The sequence below is a fragment of the Novosphingobium sp. HNCC26DJ243 genome (genome assembly GCF_057180545.1).
On the sequence record NZ_JBXUGN010000001.1, the window covers coordinates 1271726 to 1289352 of the forward strand.

Consider the following 17627-nt stretch of genomic DNA (forward strand, 5'->3'; position numbering starts at 1 on the left):
GGTTCGTCCCGCCTCTCCCCGAAGGAAGAGGCGGGACCGTAGGCGATCAGCCGACCGAAAACGACAGCGCGCCGTCGCCTTCGTCGATGGTCACGGTGCTGCCGTCGGGGATTTCGCCCGCGAGCAGCCGCTCGGCGAGCGGGTCCTGCAAATGGCGCTGCACCGCGCGCTTCAGTGGCCTGGCGCCATAGACCGGATCGTAGCCCACCCGCCCGAGCCAACGTTTGGCGGCATCGGTAAGCGCGAGCACGATCTTGCGATCCTTGAGCAGCTTGGCCACGCGGGCGACCTGGATCTCGACGATCGGGGCCATATGTTCCTGGCCCAGACGGTGGAACAGGATGATTTCGTCCAGCCGGTTGAGGAACTCGGGGCGGAAATGGCCGCGCACGATGTCCATTACCTGCGGCTCGACGCTCGACACGTCCTGCCCTTCTTCGAGGTTGGCAAGGTACTGACTACCAAGGTTGCTGGTCAGGATGATCAGCGTGTTGGTGAAATCGACCACGCGGCCCTGCCCATCGGTCAGGCGGCCATCGTCGAGGACCTGCAGCAGCACGTTGAACACGTCCGAATGTGCCTTCTCAACCTCGTCGAACAGCACGACCTGGTAGGGTCGCCTGCGAACCGCTTCGGTGAGAACACCGCCCTCATCATAACCAACATAGCCCGGAGGCGCGCCGATCAGGCGGCTGACCGAGTGCTTCTCCATGAACTCCGACATGTCGATGCGGACCATCGCGTTGTCATCATCGAACAGGAAGCCAGCCAGCGCCTTGGTCAGTTCGGTCTTGCCGACGCCCGTGGGGCCAAGGAACAGGAACGAGCCCAGAGGACGGTTCGGATCCTGCAGGCCAGCCCGCGCGCGGCGCACTGCCTTGGACACGGCAAGGACCGCGTCCTTCTGGCCGATCACGCGCTCGCCGATGACATGCTCCATCTTGAGCAGTTTCTCGCGCTCGCCTTCCATCATCCGGTCGACCGGCACGCCGGTCCACTTGCTGACGACCGAGGCGATGTCCTCGGCGGTCACTTCCTCGCGCAGCATCGCATTCTGGCTGACGCCTTCGGCCTCGACCAACTGCTTTTCCAGCTCGGGAATGCGGCCATAGGCAAGCTCGCCCGCCTTGGCGAGGTCACCGGCACGCTGCGCCACATCCAGCTCGCTGCGGGCAGCGTCGAGCGCTTCCTTGATCTTGCCTTCGGCGGCGATCTTGTCGCGCTCGTTCTGCCAGCGGGTGGTCAGTTCGGACGATTGCTGTTCAAGATTGGCAAGTTCCTCGCGCAAGTTGTCGAGCCGGTCTTTCGATGCAGCATCGGTTTCCTTGGCAAGCGCCATTTCCTCGATCTTGAGCTGGATGATCTTGCGATCGAGCTTTTCGATCTCTTCGGGCTTGCTTTCCACTTCCATGCGGATGCGGCTGGCGGCCTCGTCCATCAGGTCGATGGCCTTGTCCGGCAGGAAGCGGTCGGCGATATAGCGGTTGGACAGCGTGGCAGCCGCCACGATCGCGCCATCGGCGATGCGCACGCCGTGATGCAGTTCGTACTTGTCCTTGATGCCGCGCAGGATGCTGATCGTGTCTTCCACGGTCGGCTCGCCCACGAAAACCGGCTGGAACCGGCGCTGCAACGCGGGGTCCTTCTCGACGTACTTCTGATATTCATCCAGCGTGGTCGCGCCGATGCAGTGCAGTTCGCCGCGCGCGAGCGCGGGCTTGAGCAGGTTGGAGGCGTCCATCGCGCCCTCACCCTTGCCCGCCCCGATCAAGGTGTGCATCTCGTCGATGAACAGGATGATCTCGCCCTCGGCACCCTTGACCTCGTCAAGCACGGCCTTGAGGCGTTCCTCGAACTCGCCGCGATACTTCGCGCCCGCGATCAAGCTGCCCATGTCGAGCGCCATCAGGCGACGGTCCTTGAGGCTGTCGGGCACGTCGCCATTGGCGATGCGCAGGGCAAGACCCTCGGCAATCGCCGTCTTGCCCACGCCGGGTTCGCCGATCAGCGCAGGGTTGTTCTTGGTGCGACGGGCGAGGATCTGCACGGTGCGGCGGATTTCCTCGTCGCGGCCGATCACCGGATCGAGCTTGCCTTCGCGCGCGGCCTCGGTGAGATCGCGGGCGTATTTCTTCATCGCGTCATAGGCGTTTTCTGCGCTGGCACTGTCGGCACTGCGGCCACCGCGCAGAGCGGTGATCGCAGCTTCGAGCGCCTGCGGGGTGACATTCGCAGCCTTCAGCGCCTGCCCGGCGGCCGTGGTGGTGGCAAGCGCAAGCGCGACGAGCATCCGCTCGACCGTAACGAAGCTGTCGCCCGACTTGGTGGCAACCTGTTCGGCCTGATCGAGCACACGCACTGCATCATTGTCGAGGCCGGGCGTCTGCTGCGCGCCGGAACCGGATACGGCAGCGAGCTTCGCCAGTGCCTTGTCGACCTCGGCCTGCGCGATGGCGGGATTGCCGCCAGCGCGCTGGATCAGCCCGCTGGCCATGCCTTCGCTATCTTCGAGCAAGGCCTTGAGGATGTGTTCGGCGGTGATCCGCTGATGACTCATGCGGATGGCAACGGTCTGGGCGGCTTGCAGGAAGCCCTTGGCGCGGTCGGTGAATTTCTCGAGATTCATGGGTCGAGTGTCCTCCTGATGCGCACAACATGGTGTGGCTTTTCCGCAACACAAGATGTGTTCCGACGAAATTGCGATACCATCTGTCGGACGGCGTCACGTTGACAGAGCGCAATCCGCGCCCCGCTTTCATGGCGAGGCACGGGCTGCGGTCCGGTCATCTTGTCGGCATGGTTGCCTTGGGCGCGGAAGGCGCAAACTCCTTGCCGAAAAAGCTGTTCGCGTACCAGCGCGGGCGCTCGTTGGCGTTGGCAAGGGTCTGCACCGTGTAGTAATTCACCTTGGCGAAGAGCGCTGCGGCATCCCAGTTGAACGGCAGTTTGAGGTCATCGCTCGGCTGGTGATAATGGTCCTTTAGGAAGCCGCGGAACGCCTTCTCGCCGGGCCCTTCGAAGCCGGTCATCATGAACACCGCAGGCACGCCCTGCTGGACAAAGCGGTAGTGGTCCGAGCGGGTGAACAGGCCTTCCTCGGGCATCGGATCGGGCGAAAGCTTGATGCCCGCCTTGCGCGCCGCTTCGGCCACGACCGGCCCCATCGTAGAGTTTTCCGCGCCGAACGCCACGACATCGGAGAACATGTAGGTCAGGACAGGCATGTCGAAATTGACCACGGCGACGAGATCGGAATTGGCAACAGGATTGCGCGCCAGATAGTCCGAACCGATCAGCCCGCCTTCCTCGCCGGTAAGGGCAGCGAACAGCACCGAGCGGCGCGGCTTTTCCTCGGCAATCGCCTTGGCCACTTCAAGCATGGTGGCAACCCCCGATGCGTTGTCCATCGCGCCGTTGTGCAGCGTGTCCTCGCCCGCCTTTGCATTCTGGCCGTGCACGCCGATGTGATCGAGGTGCGCGGTCATGCCGACGAACTCTCCGGCAAGCTTGGGATCGCTGCCAGGAAGCATCGCGACGACGTTTTCGCTGGTGACGTCTTTCCATGTGCTGGCAAGCGAAAGGCTGGCCTTGCCGGGAAGGGCAAAGCCCTTGGGTCGGCCGCCCTTCCTGTCCGCTTGGGCCAGCACCTTGGCGAGCGGCTTGCGAGCGGCGGCGAACAGCGGCGCTGCAGCCTCGGGGTTCAAGGTAATTCCCGCCTTGAGGGCTGGCGCACGCGAGAACGCCTTGCCGTCGGCCCCGACCCAGCCTTTGGATGGACCATCCGAGATCGCGACGCGCTTGTCCCACGGGCGGCGGCCAGAGTCTTCGTTCGTCGGGATCGAGATGACGGCAATCGCGCCGCGCTTCATCGCCATGACGGCTTTGTCGGAATTGAGATGCGCGCCAAGTTCACTGGGCGTGCCCTTGGGAAAGCCGGTGAGAACCACGACGATCTTGCCCTTTACGTCGAGGCCCTTGTAGTCGTCGAAGCCCAGATCCGGCCGATCGAAACCGAAGCCTGCAAAGACCATCGGGGCGTCGATCGTCACTGACTTGTCGAGCAAGCTGGGTCGCACAAGGACTTGCGCGGTATCCGCCAGAACGGTGTCTTTCCCGCCGTAAGTCAGCGTGAGCCTTGGCGCGCCGTCGAGCCGGGCTTCGCGCACGGTAAGCTTCTGGAAGAAGCTGCCATCGGGTGCAGCAGGCTTGAGCCCCATCGCGATGAACTGGGCGGCGACATAGTTGGCCGCGATGTCAAACCCGCGACTGCCGGTGTCCCTGCCTTCGAGAAGATCGTCGGCCAGGAAAGTGACATGGGCGCGCACGGCCTGCGGATCGAAGACAGGGTTCTGTGCAAATGCGGGGTTGGCGGCGGTGGCAAGCATGGCTGCGATCAGGGCTGACTTGACGTTCATCGGTCTCTCTCGGTCGTTTGTCGAAATGGAGGAAGAAGGCCACGCCCAACGGGCGCGCCCCACTTGCGCGCGCGATGATGGGCACTAGAAAGTTTCTGCACAAACTAAATCTGGTCGCGCTTTTCACTTCCCGAAGGAACGGATTGCCGGCCGGCAAGTCATCCATGAAGGCACACTTCGTGCCGCTTCAGTTTTTTCGGGAACATCATGCAGCGTTTCATCTCCGTCAGCCTGCTTGCAATCGCCGCCGCCATTCCCGCTACAACTGCACAGGCCCGGAACGCCAAACCCGCCCCGTTGGCCGATCTCGTGTCACAGGTGCAGATCCCTTACGAAAGCTTCAAGCTGGACAACGGGCTGACCGTGCTCGTCCACACCGATCGCAAGGCACCTGTGGTGGCTGTGTCGATCTGGTATGGCGTGGGGTCGAAGAACGAGCCCAAGGGCAAGACCGGCTTTGCCCACTTGTTCGAGCATCTGATGTTCAATGGCACCGAGAACGTACCGGGCGATTTCTTCCAGCCGCTCCAGCAGGTCGGCGCGACCGATCTCAACGGTACGACGTGGTTTGATCGCACGAACTACTATCAGACAGTGCCCACGCCCGCGCTCGACATGACGCTGATGATGGAAAGCGACCGCATGGGCCACCTGCTTGGCGCGGTGACGCAGAAGGTGCTCGATAACCAGCGCGGCGTCGTCCAGAACGAAAAGCGCCAGGGCGACAACGAGCCCTATGCCATGGTCGAGTACGAGACCAACGAGACGCTTTACCCGTCCGGCCACCCCTACCACCACGCCACGATCGGTTCGATGGCCGACCTGGATTCAGCCAGCCTCGATGACGTGAAGACCTGGTTCCGCGACAACTACGCGCCCAACAATGCCATCCTCGTGCTGGCGGGCGACATCGATCTGGCGACGGCGAAGGCAAAGGTCGGCAAGTGGTTCGGCGACATTCCGTCTGGCCCCGCGATCAGGCCCGTCAGCGCGCCGGTGCCGACCTTGCCTGCACCGATCGCCAAGACGATCAAAGATCAGGTCGCCACGACACGGATCTATCGCATGTGGGCCATCCCGGGTCTCGACAATCCCGATTACCTGCCGCTCGATCTTGCCGCCTCGGTACTGGGCGGGCTTGCCTCATCGCGGCTCGACGATGCACTGGTACGCCAGCAGAAGGCTGCCGTGTCCGTGGTGGCAGACGCTTCGATCTTCGCGCAGGCCGGGCAGTTTGTGGTCTATGCGGATGTCACGCCAGGACAGGATGCGACGAAGGTTGCCGCAGCGCTTGATGCGGAGATGGCGAAGTTTATCGCCGAGGGTCCAAACGCGGACGAAATGCTGCGCGCGGCGACCTCTGCCACCGCGGGCGAGATTCGCGCGCTGGAGCGGACCGGTGGCGGCAGCGGCAAGGCGCCGACCCTGGCCGAGGGCCTGCTATATAACGGCGATCCGCAGCATTATCGCACGGAACTGGCGCGGATCGCGGCGATGAAGCCCGCCGAAGTAAAGGCGGCCATGCAGAAGTGGCTGACCCGGCCCGCCTTTGCGCTGACAGTCGAACCGGGCACGCGCATTGAAGGTGGCGAGGGGCGCGGCGGATTCTTCACCCGCGAGGCAAGTGGCGGGCACCCCGCCTATTTCCGCGATCCCGATGCCCTGGCCAAGGGAGCGCCGGTTTCCAGCGCAACCGCGGCGGACCGTTCAAAGCTGCCTGATGTGGGCCAACTGGCTCCGCTGGATTTCCCGGCAATCGAGCGCGGCACGCTCAAGAACGGCATTCCGGTCTATTTCGCAAAGCGCACCGCCGTGCCGACCGTATCGGTGCGGGTCAGCTTCGATGCCGGGTATGCTGCCGATCCCAAGACGGCACTGGGAACGCAGTCGCTGCTGCTCAGCCTGATGGACGAGGGCACCGACAAGCTGGATGCGACCGAACTTGCCCGCGAACGCGAACGGCTTGGCGCGAATATCCGCCTTTCCGCCAATGCTGACACGACCTCGTTCCAGATCGATGCCCTGACGCCCAATCTCGCGCCTTCACTTGGCCTGCTTTCGGACGTCGTGCTGCATCCGGCGCTCAATCCGGCCGAACTTGAGCGTGTGCGCGCGCAGCAACTGGCGGGCATCGCCTCCGAGATGAAGAGCCCGGCGGCGCTGGCATCGCGCACGCTCAATCCCGCGCTGTTCGGGAAGGCCTTCCCCTATGCCTTCCCGCCGACCGGCACGGGCGATCCGGCAGTGGTCAAGACGCTGAGCCGCGCCGATCTTGCCGCGTTCCACGCGCGCTGGTTCCGGCCCGACACCGCCAGAATCTTCGTGGTGGGCGACACGTCGCTGGAACAGGTCGTGACAATGCTCAACGGCTCCTTCGGCAGCTGGAAGGCGAACCGCATGGCGCGGCCGACCAAGGACTTCTCGGTCGCCATCCCGCCGGCAAGAGCGCGCGTCATTTTGGTCGACCGTCCCGGTTCTCCGCAGTCGTACATTCTCGCCGGCAAGGTACTCGATGCCAAGGGCACCGACGATCTTCTCGCGCTCAACACCGCGAACGACGTGCTGGGCGGCAACTTTCTTGGCCGGATCAACATGAACCTGCGCGAGGTCAAGGGCTGGAGCTACGGCACCTACAACGGTGTGACCGAGCCGCTCGACCGGATCAGCTTCCGCGTGATCGCGCCGGTGCAGACCGACCGCACTGGCGAGGCGATCGGCGAGATCCGCAAGGAGATCGACGCCTTCACCAGCACGAGCGGCGTGAAGGACGAAGAACTGGACTGGTCAACCAAGGGCAGCGCGCGTGAACTCCCCGGGATGTTCGAAACCAGCGCTGCCGTGCTCGACGGCATGGCCAAGATCATCAATTACCAGCGCCCGGACGACTATTACGAAACGCTCGCCGCACGCTACGGCAAGCTGACGACCACCGAGGCAGACAAGGCCTTCCGCGCGAAGATTTCGAGCGAGGGCATGGTCTGGGTCGTGGTCGGTGACGCCGCCAAGGTAAAGCCCCAGCTTTCCGGCCTTGGCCTTCCGGTCGAGGAAGTCGCCGAAGCAGAGTGAGCCCGTCTTGCTATTGACACTTTTGTAGATAAACTGCCGGAAGCGAATATTTGGGAGACCGAACATGTCCGTTGCCGGCAGCTACAATTGCGTGACCAAGACCCCGATGGGCGACCAGACCAGCACTTTCACGATCGACGTAAACGGTGACACCTTCACCGGCACCAACGCCGGTCAGATGGGGTCGATGGCGGTCGAAAACGGCAAGGTCGACGGCAACGCCCTCACCTGGCAGATGAACATGACCGTGCCGATGCCGATGACGCTCGTCTGCAAGGCGACGATCGACGGCGATACGCTGACCGGCACGGTGACGGCGGGCATGTTCGGGACGTTCCCGATGGAGGGCACGCGGGCCTGATTCAGAGCGGCGTGCGGAATGTCTGATCCGCACTTCGTGCTTTTTTGAAATACCGGACGCAACGAAGGGGAAGGCGCCTGACGCCCTCCCCTTTCTATGCACGCGGCCTGCAGGCCTTGTTCAGGCCAGCTTCTGCTTCAGCAGCTCATTCACCATGCCGGGGTTTGCCTTGCCCTGCATGGCTTTCATCGTCTGGCCGACGAAGAAGCCGAACAGGGCTTCCTTGCCGCCCTTGTACTGTTCGACCTTGTCGGCGTTGGCGGCGAGGATCGCGTCGATCGCGGCTTCGATCGCGCCGGTGTCCGATGTCTGCTTGAGGCCCTCGCGCTCGACGATCACGCCGGCGGCGTCGCCGGTTTCGAGCATCTTTTCGAGGACCTGCTTGGCAATCGAACCGGAGATGGTGCCGTCTGCGATCAGGGCGAGTAGTTCGGCGCCGGCGGCCGGACTGACCGGCGAGTTGCCAAGGTCCTTGCCGAGCTTGTTCAGCGCGCCGAACAGTTCCGAGATCAGCCAGTTGGCGGCCTGCTTGGCAACGTCAGCCTCGGGCTTCTTGGCGCGTGCCGCCGTTTCGGCAAGCAGCACCTCGAACCAGCGCGCGGTTTCGACATCGGCCGTCAATACACCGGCGTTATAGGCCGAAAGGCCCAGTGCGTTCTCGTAGCGGTGGCGCTTTGCGTCGGGCAGTTCGGGCAGGCTCGCGAGGCATTCTGCGAGGAAGGCATCGTCCAGCTCGAGCGGCAGCAGGTCGGGATCGGGGAAGTAGCGATAGTCGTGCGCATCTTCCTTCGAGCGCATGGAGCGGGTCTCGTTGCGATCGGGATCGTAGAGACGCGTTTCCTGCACCACGGTGCCGCCGTCCTCGATCAGTGCGACCTGACGTTTTGCTTCCTGCTCCACCACGGCCATGACGAAGCGGACCGAGTTGACGTTCTTGGTTTCGGTGCGGGTGCCGAATTCATCGCCCGGCTTGCGCACCGAGACGTTGACGTCGGCGCGCATCGAGCCCTGGTCCATGTTGCCGTCGCACGAGCCGACGTAGCGCAAGATCGTGCGCAGCTTCGACAGGTACGCGCCCGCCTCTGCAGGGGACCGCATGTCGGGTCGGCTGACGATTTCCATCAACGCCACGCCCGAGCGGTTGAGGTCGACATAGGACATCGTCGGGTGCTGATCGTGCATCAGCTTGCCCGCGTCCTGTTCCACGTGAATGCGCTCGATCCCGATGGTCTTGGTCGCCTCGGGGTTCTTGTCGTCAAGCGAAACCTCGATCGCGCCCTCGCCCACGATGGGGTGGTAAAGCTGGCTGATCTGATAGCCCTGCGGAAGATCGGCGTAGAAGTAGTTCTTGCGGTCAAACCGCGACCACTTGTTGATCTGGGCATTGATCGCCATGCCGGTGCGCACTGCCTGGCGGATGCACTCGCGGTTGGGCACGGGCAGCATGCCGGGCATCGCCGCGTCGACGAGGCTTACCTGCGTGTTGGGCTCTGCCCCGAAAGCTGTTGCCGCGCCCGAGAACAGCTTGGCATTGGTCGTGATCTGCGCATGGACTTCAAGGCCGATCACGACCTCCCATTCGCCGGTGTCGCCCTGGATACGATATTCGCTCATGGTCATGCCCGATAAGGTGTGTGGGGTGGCTTGGAAAGGGGTCAGTTGGCCGTTTTCGGCTGTTGCTGGCTCACGACGCGGCGCGACCATGCCCGCGCAGGCTGTTCGATCAGCTTTGCGAAAGGAATGGCCGCGGCAAGACACAGCGCCATGATTGCGAGCTTGGCGAAGTTGGCTTGCCAGCCAGGACCAATGAGCGCGTCCTCGCCACCGATGCTGGTTTGCGCGACGACCAAGCCTAAGCGGCCCTGGAGAAGTGCGATGATGTCGAAAACTCGGCCGATCACGAAAATGTGTACCATGTAAAGCGCGTACGAGAGCGTCCCTAGCCACACGAAGGGCTTGAGCAAGAGTATTCGCGAAACCAAACCTTGCTGCAGAGCGGCCAATGCGACGAGCGCTGCAGCCGCGAGGTCGAAAGCGGCCAGATTGCCGCTGCTGCAAAGAACCCAACCGAGCGTGGCGATAGCCGCAAGTTCCAGTGCGGTGGCGGTTTGCGCAGTCACATTAGGACGCGCCTCGCCTAGCGCGCGATAAACGACGACGCCAAGGCCAAACCCGGCGACACCGCGCGCAACGTTGGAGGCGAGGCCGTCGAAGCCGGGGCCGAAGCTTGCAAAGACCAGCAAAGGAAGCGCCAAGCCGAGCCATATGGTCCACGCCCGGTTCCCCAGAAAGTGCCAGCCCAGCGCGGAGAGGACATATAGCAGCATCTCTACGGAGACGGACCAGCTGGGATGATTCCACGTCGGGCCAAGCGACGGGACGATCCCTTGCAGGAGCAGGAACGCGAGTGGCAGATCGACCGGATCATTGCGACCGGCCATCAGGCCGTGGGTCCGCAGATCGGGACGCGCCAGACCGAGCGCAAGCATAGCGATGGCAAAGACCACAAGCATCGTCGCGTGGAGTGGCCAGACCCTGCCCCAACGCAGCCAGAGAAAATGTGGGACGGAGTAGCCAGAGCTGAGCTTCGCGCCATAGGAAGCGGCAATCACAAAGCCCGACAGAACGAAGAACAGGTCGACCATGCGGCCGAAGTTGGAGTCAAACTCAAACGCTGCCACGAATGGCCCTGCATTGGCGGGGATGTGGTGAAAGACCACGCCCAACGCAGCAAGCCCGCGCAGCGCATCGAGGACGGGATAGCGAAAGCCTGCGCCTTCGCCTCTTCCGTCCTGCGCGTTGGTTACCACCACTTCTCGGGACGGGCTGTGAACTGCGCGCGCGCTTCGATCGCGAGGCCCGCATTGAGCACGCCCTGTTCATCGAAGGCCTTGCCGATGACCTGCAGGCCGAGCGGCAGGCCGCTGCGGTCCAGCCCGGCGGGCACCGACATGGCTGGCAGGCCCGCAAGGCTGGCAGGCACCGAGAACACGTCGTTCAGGTACATTTCCAGCGGATCGGCGCTCTTTTCACCCAGCGCGAAGGCCGAGGACGGAGCGGTCGGCGCGAGAATCACGTCGCACAGCTTGAACGCCTCGGTGAAATCGCGACTGATGAGCGCGCGGACTTTCTGCGCCTGCGTGTAGTAGGCATCGTAAAAGCCTGCCGAAAGCACGTAGGTGCCGATCAGGATGCGGCGCTTGACCTCGGGGCCGAAACCGGCGGCGCGGGTGGCGGCGTACATGTCCTGCAGGCCAGCGCCATCGGGAAGGTCACGCAGGCCGTAACGCACGCCATCGTAACGGGCGAGGTTCGACGACGCTTCGGCGGGCGCGATGATATAGTATGTCGGCAGCGCATACTTCGTGTGGGGCAGGCTGATCTCGACGATCTCGGCGCCTGCGTCCTTGAGCCACGCGATGCCATCGTCCCACGACTTCGCAACGTCCGGGTCCATGCCGTCGAGGCGATATTCGCGCGGAATCCCGACCTTCTTGCCCTTCATGTCGCCCGAGAGATTGGCGGTCCATTCGGGCACGGGCAGATCGAGGCTGGTCGAATCCTTGGGATCGAAGCCGGCCATCGCTTCGAGCATGATCGCGCAATCGGTGACGTCGCGCGCCATCGGGCCTGCCTGGTCAAGCGAGGACGCGAAGGCGACGATGCCCCAGCGCGAGCAGCGGCCGTAGGTCGGCTTGATGCCCGAGATGCCGGTGAAGGCGGCGGGCTGGCGGATCGAACCGCCGGTGTCCGTGCCCGTAGCGGCTGGCGCAAGCCGCGCGGCCACGGCCGAGGACGAACCGCCCGACGAGCCGCCAGGGGCGAGCGGTGCCGTGTCATTTGGACGGCGCCACGGCGAAATCACGTTTCCGAAGGCGCTGGTCTCGTTCGACGAGCCCATGGCGAACTGATCGAGGTTGAGCTTGCCGAGCATGCCCGCACCCGCGTCCCACAGCTTCTGCGAAACGGTGGATTCGTACTGGGGCTTGAAGCCTCCGAGAATCTTCGATGCGGCGGTCGTCTGGACATCGCGCGTCGCAAAAAGGTCCTTCATGCCGATCGGCACGCCGGCCATCTTGCCCAACGGCCTGCCGGCAGCGCGCGCCTCATCGACCTTGGCGGCAGCAGCCAGCGCGCTTTCGGGCGTGGTCACGATGAAGGCGTTGAGCGCACCCTGCGCCTCGGCCACGGCAGCATTGAAGGCGGTGGCAACTTCGGTGGCGGAAAAATCGCCCTTGGCAACGCCATCGCGGATGGCGGCAATGCCGAGATCGGTCAGATTGGTCATTATTCGATCACCTTGGGCACGCCGAAGAAGCCGTGTTCGGGGGCGGGTGCGTTGGCCAGCACGGCATCGCGAATGTCGCCGCCGGTCAGCGGATCGGCATTGACCACATCGTCGCGCAGGCGCTGCTGGTTGGGGATGACTGCGGTCATCGGCTCGACGCCGGTCACATCGACTTCGGCCAGTTGCTCGACCCAGGCGAGGATGCCGTTGAGTTCGGGGACCATCGCCTCAAGTTCGGCTTCGCTGACCTTGATGCGGGCCAGCGAGGCGATCTTGGCCACGGTGGCAGTATCTACGGACATGGGCGCAATACTCTTGCGGGAAATGAGGAACGCCGCGCGCTACCAGAGCGCACGGCGTGCTTCAAGCCGAGGAGGACGCTGACGCGCCCGCCCGGCAAGGATCAGGGTTGCGGAGCGCTTTGCGGCATCGGCATCGGCATGGCACCCTCAGGCATCGCACCCGGAGGCATCGGAGCACCAGGTGCGCCGCCAGCGCCGCCCTGCATCTTCTGCATCTGCTCAAGCATCATCCGCTGCTGCTCAAGCTCGGCCGAGCTCTTGTAGTCGATCAGCTCGATCTCGAAGACGAGGTCGGAGTTGGCGGGGATGACGACTTCGCCAGTCTGCGGGTTGCGCTTCTCTTCGGCACCATAGGCCTTCTCGGACGGAATCTCGAGGGTGTACTTGCCACCCTTCTGCATCTTGGCGAGGCCTTCGGCAAAGCCAGGGATCACGGTTTCGAGCGGCAGAACCGCGCGTTCGCCGCGGTCGAATTCCTTGCCGTTGGCGAGGCGACCGACATAGTTGATCAATGCGACGTCGCTCTTCGTCGGCGACGCGCCCGAACCGGCCTTTACCGTCTCGACCTCGACGCCCTTGTAACGCGTGGCATAGGCAACGCCCGAACCGACGAGCACGGCGACGATCACGCCAAGCCAGACCTTGGTGAGCGAGCCCTTTGCAACGGGCTGGAGCGGAACACGGGTGATTTCCGACATGACTTCCCCCTGGAAACGCGACTCGGGCGAGGCGCGCCGGATTCAATGGGTCCCGAACACGAAAAAGGGCGCCGGGGTGCGGCGCCCTCTTGGCCCAACCGGGCTCAAACGGCAAGTGCCAGATGGGGCGTTTCCGCCCCGCCCGGACTTGACCTCGCGCCCTTACTTCGCGCCGTCACGCTCCTGGCGCTTGCGCTCGAGCTTGCGGGCGCGGCGAACGGCGGCAGCCTTTTCGCGAGCGCGCTTTTCCGAGGGCTTTTCGAAGTGGCGACGCAGCTTCATTTCGCGATAAACGCCTTCGCGCTGCAGCTTCTTCTTGAGCGCACGAAGGGCCTGGTCGACGTTGTTATCGCGAACGAGAATCTGCATAAACCGCTACACCTCAATCTGGCGGCGAGAGCCCGCTATGCCTGCGGGAGTCACCCTGATTCGTGGAAACACTAAACGGGCCGAATCCAACAGGATCGGCTCGGACCGGCGGGCCACTACCCAAATCGGGCAGCAAAGGCAAGCAAAGTCGTGCAATTCCCGGCCAGTCGGTTTAAGGGGCGCGGCATGAACCCACCTTCGACATTGCAGGCGAGCACGCTCGTCGCCCTTGGCGGCGCCAGCGGCGCAGTCCTGCGCTTTCATGCCGGCCGCCTGATCGGCACCATTGCCGGCCCCAACGCCGTGTTCCCCTGGGGCACGTTTTCGATCAACGTGACCGGCAGTCTTGCCATGGGCCTGCTGGCGGGATGGCTCGCGCGCCACGGCTCTGGCGGCGAAGCGTGGCGATTGCTGATCGGCGTCGGCATGCTGGGCGGCTTCACCACGTTCTCGGCCTTCAGCCTCGAGACCGCACTGCTAATCGAGCGCGAGCTGATCGGACCGGCGGCGCTCTATGCGCTGGGATCGCTGGTGGCAGGGATCGCGGGCCTGTTCCTTGGCCTTGCGATCACGAGGGCCGTGGCATGAGCAAGGCACCGAAAAAGTCCGGCGACGACCACGTCCGCCAGTTCACCGTCCAGCACGACGACAACGATGTGCGGCTGGATCGCTGGTTCAAGCGGCACCTGCCCGAAGTCGGCTTTGCCACGGTATCGCGCTGGGCGCGCACAGGGCAGATTCGCGTCGACGGCAAGCGCGCCGATGTCGACACCCGCGTAATGAAGGGTCAGGTCCTGCGCGTGCCTCCCGGCGGCGCACTGCCTCCCGGCCCCAAGGGCCAGCGCGTGCGCAAGCCGCTGACCGACGCCCAGATCGAGCTGGCCGAATCGATGGTGCTCGAAAAGGACCGTGCCGCGATCATCCTCAACAAGCCGCCAGGCCTTGCCACGCAAGGCGGCAGTGGCACCTTCGAGCATGTCGACGGACTGCTCGACGCCTACGTGGGCGAGACCGACGCCCGTCCACGCCTTGTCCACCGGCTCGACAAGGATACCTCGGGCGTGCTGCTCGTGGCGCGTTCCGCCACCAGCGCCGCATTTTTCTCCAAGCGCTTTTCCGGCCGCACCGCGCGCAAGATCTACTGGGCGCTGATCGTCGGCATTCCCGACATCAAGGACGGACTGATCGAACTGCCGATCTCAAAGCAGCCCGGCACCGGCGGCGAGAAGATGATGGTGGACGAAAGCGGCGAAGGCCAGTCGGCCCGCACCCGCTATCGCGTGATCAGCCGCGCGGGTAACTCGGCCGCATGGGTCGAGCTCCAGCCGCTGACCGGGCGCACCCACCAGCTTCGCGTGCACATGGCGGCCATCGGCCACCCGATCGTGGGCGACGGCAAGTATGGCGGGCAGGCCGCGTTCCTCACCGGCAGCATCAGCCGCAAGATGCACCTCCACGCACGCCGTCTGCGGATCGAACACCCCGAGGGCGATCTGATCGACGTGACCGCACCGCTGCCTGATCACTTCGCGGCCAGCATGGCGCAAATGGGCTTCCACGAGGAAGAGGGCGATCTGGCGATCGACCCGATCAAGCCGATCCCTGAAAAGACCATGCAGAAACGCGCGGCCAAGGCGCATTCCAAGGAATACCGCAAGGAACGCCGGGGCGAGCGCCGCAAGCGCGCCGACGGCGGCGTTGCTGCTGGCGGCGGTGGACGCAAGGCCACGGGCAAGCGGGCTGTGGCCGAGGCCGCTGCTGCACCAAAGCGCAAGACCGGGCCTCGCAAGAGCGCAGACGGTGCCAGGCCTGCTGGCAAACCGGCTGTCGGAAAGCCGGCTGGCGGCAAGCCTGCGCCGCGCAAGCCAGCGGCACCCCGTTCCGCTCCTCCTCGGCCCAAGGGTCCGCCGAGGGGCAAGGCTGGCTGACGCGCGTCCATGCATCCCAATCCCGCCTTCCGTCACGACGACCGCGCACTGCACGAGGCGCTTATCGCGGAAATCGGTTTTGCCATGGTCTTTGCGGCCACGCCCGACGGTCCGCGCGTGGCGCACGTGCCGCTGGTCTCGACCGGCGATGGCGCGGTGCAGTTTCACCTTTCACGCGGCAATGCCCTGGCGCGGCATCTTGACGGCTTGACTGCGCTGGCCGTGATCAATGGGCCGGACGGCTATGTTTCGCCCCGCTGGTACGCCGATCCGGCACAAGTGCCGACGTGGAACTATGTCGCGCTCGAGCTGGAAGGCCGGGTGCGTCGGATGGACCAGGACGGACTTCAGGCGCAGCTCGAGGCTCTTTCAGCAGCAAACGAAGCGCGCGTGTCTGAAGGCGAGCCATGGACGATGGACAAGATGCCGCCTGATGCCTTGCGCAAGATGATGGCCGCGATCGTCGGCTTCGAGATGGAAGTGCAGGCGTGGCGGCCAACGTTCAAGCTTTCACAAAACAAGCCAGCCGACGAGCGTGAGCGCGTGGCGGCCGGGCTCGAGGCGGAAGGCTCTCCGGCAATTGCCGAACTCATGCGCAGGCTGGTCCCATGAAGCGTCTGATATGAAGCTGGCGATTTTCGATTGCGACGGCACGCTGGTGGATAGCCAGGCCGATATCTGCGCGGCGATGGATGCTGCTTTTGCAGCCGCCGGGCTGATCCCGCCTGAACGTCATGCGACACGCCGGGTGGTAGGCCTTTCGTTGCACGAGGCGATGCGGCAACTGCACCCTGAGGGTGCGCACACGACCCACGCCGACCTTGCCCAGCTTTACAAGGACGCGTTCCGCGCGCGGCGCGATGCGGGCGCGGTAGCCGAGCCGCTTTATGACGGGATCGCCGGGCTGGTCGAGGATCTTGCCGGCGATGGCTGGCAGCTAGCGGTGGCGACGGGCAAGTCGGACCGGGGCCTGGCGCACTGCCTTGCAGCCCACGGACTGACCCGGCATTTCGTCTCGCTCCAGACCGCCGACCGCCATCCCTCGAAGCCCGACCCCTCGATGATCGAGCAATGCATCGCAGATGCGGGCGCTGACCGTGCGCGTACCGCGATGATCGGCGATACGGTCTATGACATTCACATGGCCTGCAATGCCGGCGTGACCGGCCTTGGCGTGAACTGGGGCTACCACGAAAGCGACGAACTGTTCGAAGCAGGCGCCAAAGCGGTCGCGACAAGCGTGGCGCATTTGCGCGATCTGCTGCGGGGCATGGAATGAGCGACGGACGCGACCCTGCGATGGCGCGGTTCGCCGTGCTGCAATTGGTGCGCCTGTCCGGCGCAGTCCTTGTGCTGTTGGGCGTGCTTGTTACCTCGGGCAAAGCCCCTGCGTGGCTCACTGGTGTGCCGGTGGCGGCAGGCTATGCCTTTGCTGCGATCGGCATGTTCGAATTCTTCGCTTTGCCGCGGCTGCTCGCGCGCCGCTGGAGGTCTCCCAAGGAATGAAACGTTTTTACCGGGAAGTGACCGTCGTCGAGGCCGATGGCGGATTTGGCGTGCGGCTCGATGGCCGCGCGATCAAGACCGTGAATGGAAACGCACAGGTCGTTCCGACATGCGCGCTCGCCGATGTGATGGCCGAGGAATGGGCTGGACAGGACGACGAGATCGACCTTTCGCGCTTCCTCTTCCGTGACATGACCGACTACGCAATCGACGTGGTTGCACCTGACCGGGCCGACGCGATCGCAAGCCTGCTGCCTTTCGCCGCGACCGATACGCTGTGCTATCGCGCCGAACCCGATGAGCCTTTTGCAGTCCGCCAGCGCGAGGTGTGGGAGCCGCTGCTGGTGCAGACCGAAGCGCGTCTTGGCGTGCGCTTCGTGCGCGTGGCCGGCGTCATCCACAAACCGCAATTGTCCGGAACGCTGGAGCGAATCCGCGAAGAACTCGACACGCTCGACGCCTTCGCTCTTGCGGCCTTGCGCAACACAGCAAGCCTTGCAGCATCGCTTGTCATCGGGCTGGCAGCGCTGGAGCCCGGCGCCGATGTCGAGGCCTTGTGGAACGCGGCCAATCTCGAGGAAGACTGGCAGGCCGAGCTTTGGGGCAAGGACTGGGAAGCCCTCGAACTGCGCGCCAAGCGGGCGGCTGCTTTTACCGCCGCGGCCCGGTTTGCGGCGCTGGCGCGGGGCTAACT

General features: G+C 64.3%; 16 protein-coding genes. 8 read left to right on the forward strand and 8 right to left on the reverse strand.

From position 1 onward, the window contains the following. Positions 1-46: 46 nt before the first annotated feature. Together clpB and AC2A04_RS06135 are read right to left on the reverse strand one after the other, a co-directional pair. A complete protein-coding gene (gene clpB / locus AC2A04_RS06130) occupies positions 47-2626 on the reverse strand; it encodes an ATP-dependent chaperone ClpB (protein WP_484211402.1) in 2580 nt (859 codons plus the stop codon). 157 nt (positions 2627-2783) lie between these two features. Then, the gene (locus tag AC2A04_RS06135) at positions 2784-4415 is read right to left on the reverse strand and encodes a M28 family metallopeptidase (RefSeq protein WP_484211403.1); all 1632 of its coding nucleotides are present in this window, start codon (positions 4413-4415) and stop codon (positions 2784-2786) included. Positions 4416-4622: 207 nt separating this feature from the next. On the opposite strand from AC2A04_RS06135, the gene AC2A04_RS06140 reads away from it, so the two are divergent. Beyond that, on the forward strand, positions 4623-7481 hold the full coding sequence (locus tag AC2A04_RS06140; protein WP_484211404.1) for a M16 family metallopeptidase: 2859 nt from the start codon (positions 4623-4625) through the stop codon (positions 7479-7481). Between the two features lie 64 nt (positions 7482-7545). Next, positions 7546-7842, forward strand: coding sequence for a hypothetical protein (locus tag AC2A04_RS06145; protein WP_484211405.1), 297 nt, complete (start codon positions 7546-7548; stop codon positions 7840-7842). Between the two features lie 120 nt (positions 7843-7962). Here the strand turns inward: AC2A04_RS06145 and gatB are convergent, their stop codons facing one another. The 6 genes from gatB to rpsU all read right to left on the reverse strand — a co-directional run bounded on the left by gatB (position 7963) and on the right by rpsU (position 13499). Then, on the reverse strand, positions 7963-9462 hold the full coding sequence (gene gatB, locus AC2A04_RS06150) for an Asp-tRNA(Asn)/Glu-tRNA(Gln) amidotransferase subunit GatB (RefSeq protein WP_484211406.1): 1500 nt from the start codon (positions 9460-9462) through the stop codon (positions 7963-7965). Between the two features lie 35 nt (positions 9463-9497). Then, complete coding sequence (locus AC2A04_RS06155; protein WP_484211407.1) at positions 9498-10655, reverse strand: acyltransferase family protein; 1158 nt, start codon at positions 10653-10655, stop codon at positions 9498-9500. After that, entirely contained in the window at positions 10646-12130 is a 1485-nt protein-coding gene (gene gatA, locus AC2A04_RS06160) for an Asp-tRNA(Asn)/Glu-tRNA(Gln) amidotransferase subunit GatA (protein ID WP_484211408.1), read from the reverse strand. Before gatA ends, AC2A04_RS06155 begins: the two co-directional genes overlap by 10 nt. Then, positions 12130-12432, reverse strand: a complete 303-nt coding sequence (gatC, locus tag AC2A04_RS06165; RefSeq protein ID WP_484211409.1) for an Asp-tRNA(Asn)/Glu-tRNA(Gln) amidotransferase subunit GatC — start codon at positions 12430-12432, stop codon at positions 12130-12132. Before gatC ends, gatA begins: the two co-directional genes overlap by 1 nt. A gap of 101 nt (positions 12433-12533) precedes the next feature. Beyond that, positions 12534-13130: an FKBP-type peptidyl-prolyl cis-trans isomerase gene (locus AC2A04_RS06170; protein WP_484211410.1), complete on the reverse strand. Its 597-nt coding sequence runs from the start codon at positions 13128-13130 to the stop codon at positions 12534-12536. 162 nt (positions 13131-13292) lie between these two features. Beyond that, positions 13293-13499 carry a 30S ribosomal protein S21 gene (gene rpsU / locus AC2A04_RS06175; RefSeq protein ID WP_011446475.1) on the reverse strand — a complete coding sequence of 69 codons (207 nt, stop codon included), beginning with the start codon at positions 13497-13499 and terminating at the stop codon, positions 13293-13295. A gap of 186 nt (positions 13500-13685) precedes the next feature. Between rpsU and crcB the strand changes: the two genes are divergently transcribed. From crcB to AC2A04_RS06205, 6 genes are read left to right on the forward strand one after another with little or no spacing between them, the layout of a single operon-like run. Beyond that, positions 13686-14087, forward strand: a complete 402-nt coding sequence (crcB, locus tag AC2A04_RS06180; protein ID WP_484211411.1) for a fluoride efflux transporter CrcB — start codon at positions 13686-13688, stop codon at positions 14085-14087. Beyond that, on the forward strand, positions 14084-15427 hold the full coding sequence (locus tag AC2A04_RS06185) for an RluA family pseudouridine synthase (protein ID WP_484211412.1): 1344 nt from the start codon (positions 14084-14086) through the stop codon (positions 15425-15427). Before crcB ends, AC2A04_RS06185 begins: the two co-directional genes overlap by 4 nt. A 9-nt stretch (positions 15428-15436) precedes the next feature. Continuing rightward, positions 15437-16039: an FMN-binding negative transcriptional regulator gene (locus tag AC2A04_RS06190; protein WP_484211413.1), complete on the forward strand. Its 603-nt coding sequence runs from the start codon at positions 15437-15439 to the stop codon at positions 16037-16039. A 10-nt stretch (positions 16040-16049) separates the two neighbouring features. Next, on the forward strand, positions 16050-16706 hold the full coding sequence (locus AC2A04_RS06195; protein ID WP_484211414.1) for an HAD-IA family hydrolase: 657 nt from the start codon (positions 16050-16052) through the stop codon (positions 16704-16706). After that, positions 16703-16933 (forward strand): hypothetical protein, encoded by a 231-nt coding sequence (locus AC2A04_RS06200; protein ID WP_484211415.1) that lies wholly within the window; start codon positions 16703-16705, stop codon positions 16931-16933. Before AC2A04_RS06195 ends, AC2A04_RS06200 begins: the two co-directional genes overlap by 4 nt. After that, positions 16930-17625, forward strand: coding sequence for an ATP12 family chaperone protein (locus AC2A04_RS06205; protein ID WP_484211416.1), 696 nt, complete (start codon positions 16930-16932; stop codon positions 17623-17625). Before AC2A04_RS06200 ends, AC2A04_RS06205 begins: the two co-directional genes overlap by 4 nt. The last annotated feature ends 2 nt before the right edge of the window (positions 17626-17627 follow it).